This window comes from Vulcanococcus sp. (genome assembly GCF_044369115.1).
GTDB lineage: Bacteria > Cyanobacteriota > Cyanobacteriia > PCC-6307 > Cyanobiaceae > Vulcanococcus.
The window spans coordinates 1-7,249 of the sequence record NZ_JBIPMN010000140.1; the positions used below are offsets into that span (position 1 = coordinate 1).

Genomic DNA, 7,249 nt, shown 5'->3' on the forward strand with positions numbered 1-7,249 from the left:
ATCCTTGGCACCACTTTTGCGGCGAGCCGGCCGGCTGGAGATCTGCAGCTTGCTGATCTCCTCGATCGGTGTGCACTGCTGGAAGAAGGCCACCAGATCAGGGTTGTCGTGCACGAGGGCGCGGTAATGGCTACGGGAGGAAGCCGCCAGCCGAGCCATCAGCTCATTCCAGTCGGGGGTGTCATCCACATGGCTGGTGATCAGGCTGTTCTGGATCACCGCGGTGGAGACGGTTTCCAGGTTGTAGAGCGCCAGCTCCGGCAGGGAGTATTTGGAGGCAAGCACTTCCCCCTGTTCGGTGATCTTGATGCGGCCGTTGAGGGTGCCGCTGGGCTGGGCCAGGATCGCCTGGTAGGCCGGACCGCCGCCTCGCCCTACGGAGCCACCGCGCCCATGGAAGATGCGCAGCGCCACGCTGTGGCGGGTGGCCAGCTGCTGCAGAGCGATCTGCGCCTGATGAATCTCCCAGTTGCTGGAGAGGAAGCCCGAATCCTTGTTGCTGTCGGAATAGCCGAGCATCAGCTCCTGCAAAGGCTTACCGGTGGGGCTGGTGCTGGCGATCAGCTGCCGGTAGAAGGGCTCGCTGAACAGCCGCTCCATCACCGCCGGGGCAGCCTTGAGGTCTTCCACCGTTTCAAACAGCGGCACCACCAGTAGATCGGAGCGCTGAGCCATCGGATCCACCAGGCCGGCTTCCTTCGCCAGCAGCAGCACCTCCAGCAGATCCGACACCGTGTGACTCATCGAGATCACATAGGTGCGGCAGATGCGGCTGCCGAATTCCTGCTGCAGGCGATGCACCACCCGCAGCACATCAAAGGTTTCGGCGGTGGCGGGGCTCCACTGCACCGCGGGGGGAATCAGCGGCCGGCGGGTTTGCAGCTCGGTGAGCAGCCACTCCACCCGCTGGGCCTCTTCCATCTCGCCGTAGGGAACCGGCAGCTGCAGGTAGCGGCTCAGTTCATCGAGCGCATCGCTGTGGCGGGTGCTCTCCTGGCGGATGTCGAGGCTGGCCAGGCAGAAGGCAAAGGTATGGACCTGGGCGATCAGGCTCTCCAGGGGCTCACAGCTGAGGCCCGTGCCCTGGAGACTGTCGTTGATCAGCTCGAGGTCGGTGCGGAATTCAGTAACGGTGGCGTAGTGCAGCTCCGGGGCTGGGGCCGCGGCCAGCACACCCTGGCCGAATTCCGGGAGCGCCGGGCGGGCTTCACCTGGGGCTTCCCAGCCGGCGCTGGCCAGCTGCTGGTTGCGTTGGTGGGTGAGCCGCAGGCGCTCGAGCACGTAGCTGAGCTTGAGCCGGTAGGGCTCGAGCCGGTAGCGGGCGGCGCGCTCCTCGTAAATCTCGGGGAAGCGCAGCCGGTCCATCTCCAGGGATTCGAGCAGCGGCGCACTCACCTGGCTCCACTGCATCGAGATGCTGAGCTGATCGCGCAGATCACCCACAGCCGCCACGTAGCGCTCGAGCATCAGCTGACGCTGATAGCAGGCTGTTCGCCAGGTGATATCTGGGGTCACGGAGGGGTTGCCGTCGCGGTCGGAGCCCACCCAAGAGCCGAAGGTGCAGAAGGCGTCGCTCGGGGGGAGCACATCGGGGTAGGTGGCCGTGAGGGCATTACGGATGCGCTGCCGCAGCTGTGGCATGGCCCCGAAGAGCACCTGCTGGAAGTAGTGGAGGGCGTAATCCACCTCATCCAGCACCGAAGGCTTGAACTGATGCAGTTCATCGGTGCGCCACCACAGCCGGATCTCTTCCTCGAGCTGCAGGCGCAGGTTCTGGTGGTCGTTGAGGTTGGAAGGCTGACTCTGCTGCAGCTGCTGAATCAGGGCCGCCACACGGCGCTGCTTGTGGCGCACGGTATGGCGCACGATCTCTGTGGGGTGGGCGGTGAACACCAGCCGGATGTCGAGCTCCACCAGCAGCTGCTCGATCTGAGCGGGCGGCACCCCCAAAGCCCGCAGGCGTGTGAACAGCTCCCGGAAGGTGGCCGGTTCGGTCTGACTCGCCAGGGGCGGCACAAAAGGATCATTGAGATCCTCCGGGTGATGGGCCCTGAGGCTGGCGAGATAACTGTCTTCCTCGATGTGCTGCTCGAGGATGTTGACCAGCTGGAAATAGAGCGAAAAGGCGCGGGCGGCGGCGATGGCCTCCGCCAGATCCATTTCGCGAATCACTTGGATGATTTCAGCCGTGGAGCGCTCTGTGGCCTCCGCGGACGCGGCATCGCCAGGCAGACCATCCACCGCGCAGCTGATCTCTTTCATGCGCAGCAGCCGCTCCGCTTGCTGCGGCGGACATTCACTGCGCAGCACGGTCTGCCAGAGGTCTTCCACCAGCTCGAGCCGCTCATCGAGCAGACGCATCACCCGGGGCTCAACCGCGACAGCAGAGGCTTCGTTGGCGGCGAGGGTGAGCCCCATGGAACTGTGCGAGGCGGAGACGTTGGCCATGATCATCCCAAAGGGGCTGCGCCGTCTGTCGCAAGCAAGGCCATGAGCTCGCTTTCGCGCTGGGCCATCTCGATAGCCCCCGCCGCGATCAAAGGCGCCACCGCCGCACCGGCAGCATGGGCCGAGATCCATTGCTGCGCCTGGTTACCCGCCTGCAGCACGCTGCGGAGGGGCGCCAACCAGCGCTCCATCCCCAGCTGCTGGGCCAGGGGAGCCAGCGCCTCCAGCTCCGTGGCCAGCCAGCGGCGGGCGAGCAGCGGCTCACCATCGCGCCAATGCCGCAGCTCCGCATCGAGGCTGCTGCGGGCAGCAGCCCGATCGTTGGCATCGGCCAGCTCAGCCAGCTGCTCAAGATTGAGGGCGCTGGCGTGCAGCGGATCGTGAGCCTTGGGATCGCTGAGCAACTGCTGAATGCGGAGCTCGGCAAAGGCCGTGACCGCCAGCAGCAGCAGTGGATCAGCCATCAGATCGCAGATGCGGATCTCTAGCCGGTTGAGATCGTGGGGCCGGTTGTCGCCATTGGGCCGCACCGAGGTCCAGAGGTGGCGCACGTTTTGCATGGTGCCCAGCTCCAGCTGCTCCTCCACCCAGCGCACGTAGTGCGGATGGCTCTCAAACAGCGGCACCTGCTCCGGGGTGAGCGGGAACTGCAGCCAGCGCTGGGAATGGGCACCGGTGGCCGCCCCATCCAAAAATGGCGAGCTGGCACTCAGGGCGAGTAGCAGCGCCGCCTCACAGCGCACCAAGCGGCAGGCCGCAAACAGGGCCTCCATATCGGTGAGGCCGAGGTTGATGTGCACGCTGGCCGTCACCACCCGGGTGCCGTAGGTGGCCTCGATGTAGGCGTGATACGGATTATCAGGATTGGAGCGCTCGAAGCGATAGCTATCGCCGGTGCTCAGGGTGCTGCCTGGCAGCAGGGTGAGCTCCCGATCCGCCAGCCACTGGCGCAGGCGCAGCCGCGGCTCCAGCAACAGCTGCAGCTGCTCGCCGTAGCTGGCCGCCGGTGGGGTGGTGTATTCGAGGTTGCGGCAATCGGGTTCGGTGACGAATCCCTCGAGGGCCGCTGCGGCCTCGGCGGAGCAACCCACCACCGTGCCGTCGGCACGGCCGGTGTACAGCTCCACCTCGAAGCCCTTGAGCAACAGCGGTTGGCTCATGCCAGACAAGCCAGAGCTTTGAGCATGCCGCGAGCCTTGTTGAGGGTTTCCTGGAACTCTGAAGCCGGCACGGAATCTGCCACCAGGCCAGCACCAGCCTGCACCTGCACCCGCCAGCCGCCATCGGCATCCGGCAACACCACCATCGTGCGGATCGTGATAGCGGTGTTGAGGGCGCCCCCGAGATCCATGGCGCCGTACACGCCGGAATAGGGCCCGCGTGCATCGGGTTCGAGGGCGTGGATCAGCTGCATGGCACGGATCTTGGGGGCGCCGCTGACGGTGCCGGCCGGGAAAGAGGCCATCAGCAGATCCCACACATCGCGCTGCGGATCGAGCAGACCCTCCACCTCACTCACGATGTGCATCACGTGGGAGTAGCGCTCGATCACCATCAGCTCACTCACGCTCACGCTGCCGGGCTGGCACACGCGCCCGAGATCGTTGCGGCCCAGATCCACCAGCATCACGTGCTCGGCCCGCTCTTTGGGATCGGCCAGCAGATCGGCTTCCAGGGCCAGGTCCTCCACCTCATCCGCACCGCGGGGGCGGGTGCCGGCGATGGGGCGCAGCGAGGCCTTCACCCGGCCACTGCCATCGGCCATCGGCTCGGCCTTCACCATCACCTCAGGACTGGAGCCGATCAGGTGCCAGCCGCCGAAGTTGAAGAACGCCATGTAAGGCGAGGGATTCACCATCCGCAGGCTGCGATACAGCTCAAAGGGCTCACGCTGCACTGGCGTTTCCAGCCGCTGGCTGATCACCAGCTGGAACACATCGCCCGCTGCGATGTGGTCTTTGGCGGTGAGCACAGCCGCTTCAAAATCCTCACGGCTGCGGTTGCTGCGGGTGGGCAGTTCGGCCGTGGGCGATTCACGCCAATCGAGCGGCGTGAGATCAGGCGGCAGCGGGGCGTGCATGCGCCGCTCCAGCCGATCCAGGCGCTGGATCGCTGCGTCGTAGGCGGTGGCAGGATCCGCACCATCGGTGCAATCGGCGTAGGCCACTGCCGTGATCTGCCGCTTCACCTGATCGAACACCAGCAGGCTGTCGGCGAGCATCCAGCAGCCATCCGGCGGGCCATCCGCAGCGGTGGGATGCACCGGAACAGTCGGCTCAATCCAGCGAATCAGCTCATATCCCCAGAAGCCAAAGAGCTGGCCCACCGGCGGCAGGCCCGGGATCGAGGAGGGGGTGTAGGGCTGCAGCGCCTCGCGCAGCAGATCAAAGGGATTACCGCTGCGCTGGCTGCGGCGACCATCGCGCCAGCACTGCTCCGCCTGATCGCCGCGCACCGTGAGCGTCCAGAGCGGATCGCTCACCACAAAGCTCCAGCGGCCGATACGCTCGCCGCCCTCCACGCTCTCCAGCAGCACACCGTGCTCGCTGCCAGCCCCCACTTTCAGCCAGGTGGTGAGCGGTGTTTCCAGATCCGCCGGCCAGGTGCGCCAGATGGGGATGTAGCTGTTGCCTGCCTGAGCCTGGGCCAGAACAGTGGCGCGGTCGGGAGAAGGCATCACGGAGCGTGCAGGCAAAAAAAACGGGGCGCCTGGCCCCGCCTTTATAGAGGTTGATCGCCCCGCTGCCGGCAGCCAGGCAGAGCTCTCAGCCCTCAGGAATCGAAGGTGTTCTTGCCGGTGAACTTGATGCTGGCGGGATTCCCGTTCTGACCGATCCGGCGAGCGTTGTGACCCACCATCTGACGGCCTTCGTTCACCTTCTCGGGGAACACACCATCTTTGGGGTGCAGGAATTCAGTGTCGCCGCCGGGGAAAATCCGATAGATCTTGTAGTCCTCGATGCGGGGCTTGAACTTGGTGCGCAGCTGGGTGCCCAGAGCCAGGCACTGCTCTTTGCGGGCGAAATACATGATGTTTTCGCCCTCATTCATGTGGGCGGCGCCACCGGTGGGGAGCTCGAACGCCTGAACCTTGCTGCTGGTCCAGGTGATGGCGTACTTCTCTTCGGTTTCAGCGGCGTTGAGCAGACCGCCCGTGCTGCCGATGTACTTCGGGAGTTGACCGCTCAATGCCATGGCTGTTCCGGAGAGGGGAGTCGGCGGACCGCAGACCGTTTCGACCGGAAGCTAGCACCGTGTTTTAGGCCCAACAGCCGGTCGCAGCGGGGTCTTCACACCCGTCAACAAACGGCTGCTTTTAGCTGAGGGCCACGGGGAAAAACACGGTGAGATCGTTGCCGGCCCGCTCCGCCAACCTCCCCCCCAGGCTGTGAAACAACCGCTGGGTGGCCTGCCGACTGAGCTGGAGGCTGCCGGTGCCAGGGTTCCAGCTGAGCACTGGCCCCACACGCTCGGCTGCTGCGGCTTCACCCGGCTCCACCAGCACCGCCGCACTGGCACTGAAGCGCAGTTTGAGACGGGCGCCGGCGGGCTGAAGGCTCAGGCGCACCACCGCACCGGCCGGCAGGCCGCGGCTGAAGCGATCCACCAAGCCACCCAGCACCGTTTCGAGGCGAGCCGGATCGCTCAGCACCAGCGGCAACTCAGGGCTGCAAGCGAGCTCCAGCGCCAGGCTGCGACGCAGCAACTGCCGGCGCCATGCCGGCTCGAGCTGCGCCAGCAGCCGCGCCAGATCCGTGCGGGCCAGGGCCTGATCGCCAGTGGGGGGCTCCCGCTGCAGCTCCGCCGCCAGAAAGATCAGCCCGAAGCGATCGATCTGCTCGCTGCACTCCCCATCAATCTGCTGCAGGCGCTGGCGCACCAGCTCGGGCAGATCACTGCGGCGCAGCAGCGATCGGATCAAGGTGCGAATCGTGGCCAGCGGTGTGCGCACTTCATGGGTGAGGGCTTCCAGCAGGGCCAGTTCGCTGCTGGGGCCTGAGGCGGTCGTGGCATCGGCGACGGTGCTGCGGTGCACTAGCGGCTGCAGAGTGAGGCTGGGCGCCATGGCCGCCAGCCGCTCCGCCAGCCGCGGCCAGAAGCGTTGGGCTAACTGCTCATCGCTCTGCAGCGGCCCTAGGGCCTGAATCGCCTGGCGCAGCCGCTGGCCCTGCTCGGGGTCGGTGTGCTGCAGGCGTTCATCCAACAGGCTGAGGGCCGCGGAGAGGGTGGGCGGATCAAAGCGCACCACCAGCCGCCGATGGCCGGGATCACCCAGCAGAGCCATGGCTACCTGCAGCCGCGGGGTGAGCACCAGCAGCAGTGGGTCGGTGCCATCAGCCTCCAGCAGCGGCAGGCGCTGAAACCCACCGGCGGCCCGTGCCGGTGCAGTGCTCACCCCCGGCGGCAATAGCGGCGAACCGGCCTGCAACAGATCTCCTAGCTCCGCCGGCGCCCATACCCACCCCTGCAGCTGCTGCAGCAAGGCCGGCTCATGCAATGCCGGCAGCGGCGAGGCCAACCACACGCCCTGCTGAGCACCCAGGGGCAATAAAAAGTCGTCTTGCAAGGTGGCGAGAGCTGCCCACCATTGACGCCTCACGCTGTCGTCGTCGCTGCTGCCCGCTGGCACCCCCTCCGCCAGCCGCTGCCGCAGCTGCTCCAGGCTCACGGGCTCTGCAGCGCTCACCAGCGGGCCGCCCCCTGATGGCCGCCGCGGCGGGCCACCGAGGCGCAAAGCCCAAGCGCGATGAAGTTCACCAACATCGCCGAGCGGCCATAGCTGAGCCACGGCAGGGGAATG

Annotated in this window: 5 protein-coding genes; all 5 read right to left on the reverse strand. The window is 66.2% G+C overall.

The window, feature by feature from the left end; genetic code table 11:
• On the reverse strand, nucleotides 1-2,454 hold a 2,454-nt coding region (gene ppc, locus ACIQ2E_RS10880), incomplete at its 3' end, for a phosphoenolpyruvate carboxylase (RefSeq protein WP_398330180.1).
• Nucleotides 2,451-3,608 carry a glutamate--cysteine ligase gene (gene gshA / locus ACIQ2E_RS10885; protein WP_398330182.1) on the reverse strand — a complete coding sequence of 386 codons (1,158 nt, stop codon included), beginning with the start codon at nucleotides 3,606-3,608 and terminating at the stop codon, nucleotides 2,451-2,453. The genes gshA and ppc, both read right to left, overlap by 4 nt.
• Nucleotides 3,605-5,125, reverse strand: coding sequence for an anthranilate synthase component I family protein (locus ACIQ2E_RS10890; protein ID WP_398330185.1), 1,521 nt, complete (start codon nucleotides 5,123-5,125; stop codon nucleotides 3,605-3,607). The genes gshA and ACIQ2E_RS10890 overlap by 4 nt, the downstream gene beginning before the upstream one ends.
• Before the next feature lie 95 nt (nucleotides 5,126-5,220).
• Nucleotides 5,221-5,643, reverse strand: coding sequence for a photosystem I reaction center subunit II PsaD (locus tag ACIQ2E_RS10895; protein ID WP_296365609.1), 423 nt, complete (start codon nucleotides 5,641-5,643; stop codon nucleotides 5,221-5,223).
• A gap of 121 nt (nucleotides 5,644-5,764) precedes the next feature.
• Nucleotides 5,765-7,135, reverse strand: a complete 1,371-nt coding sequence (locus ACIQ2E_RS10900) for a sensor histidine kinase (protein WP_398330188.1) — start codon at nucleotides 7,133-7,135, stop codon at nucleotides 5,765-5,767.
• Between the last annotated feature and the right edge of the window lie 114 nt (nucleotides 7,136-7,249).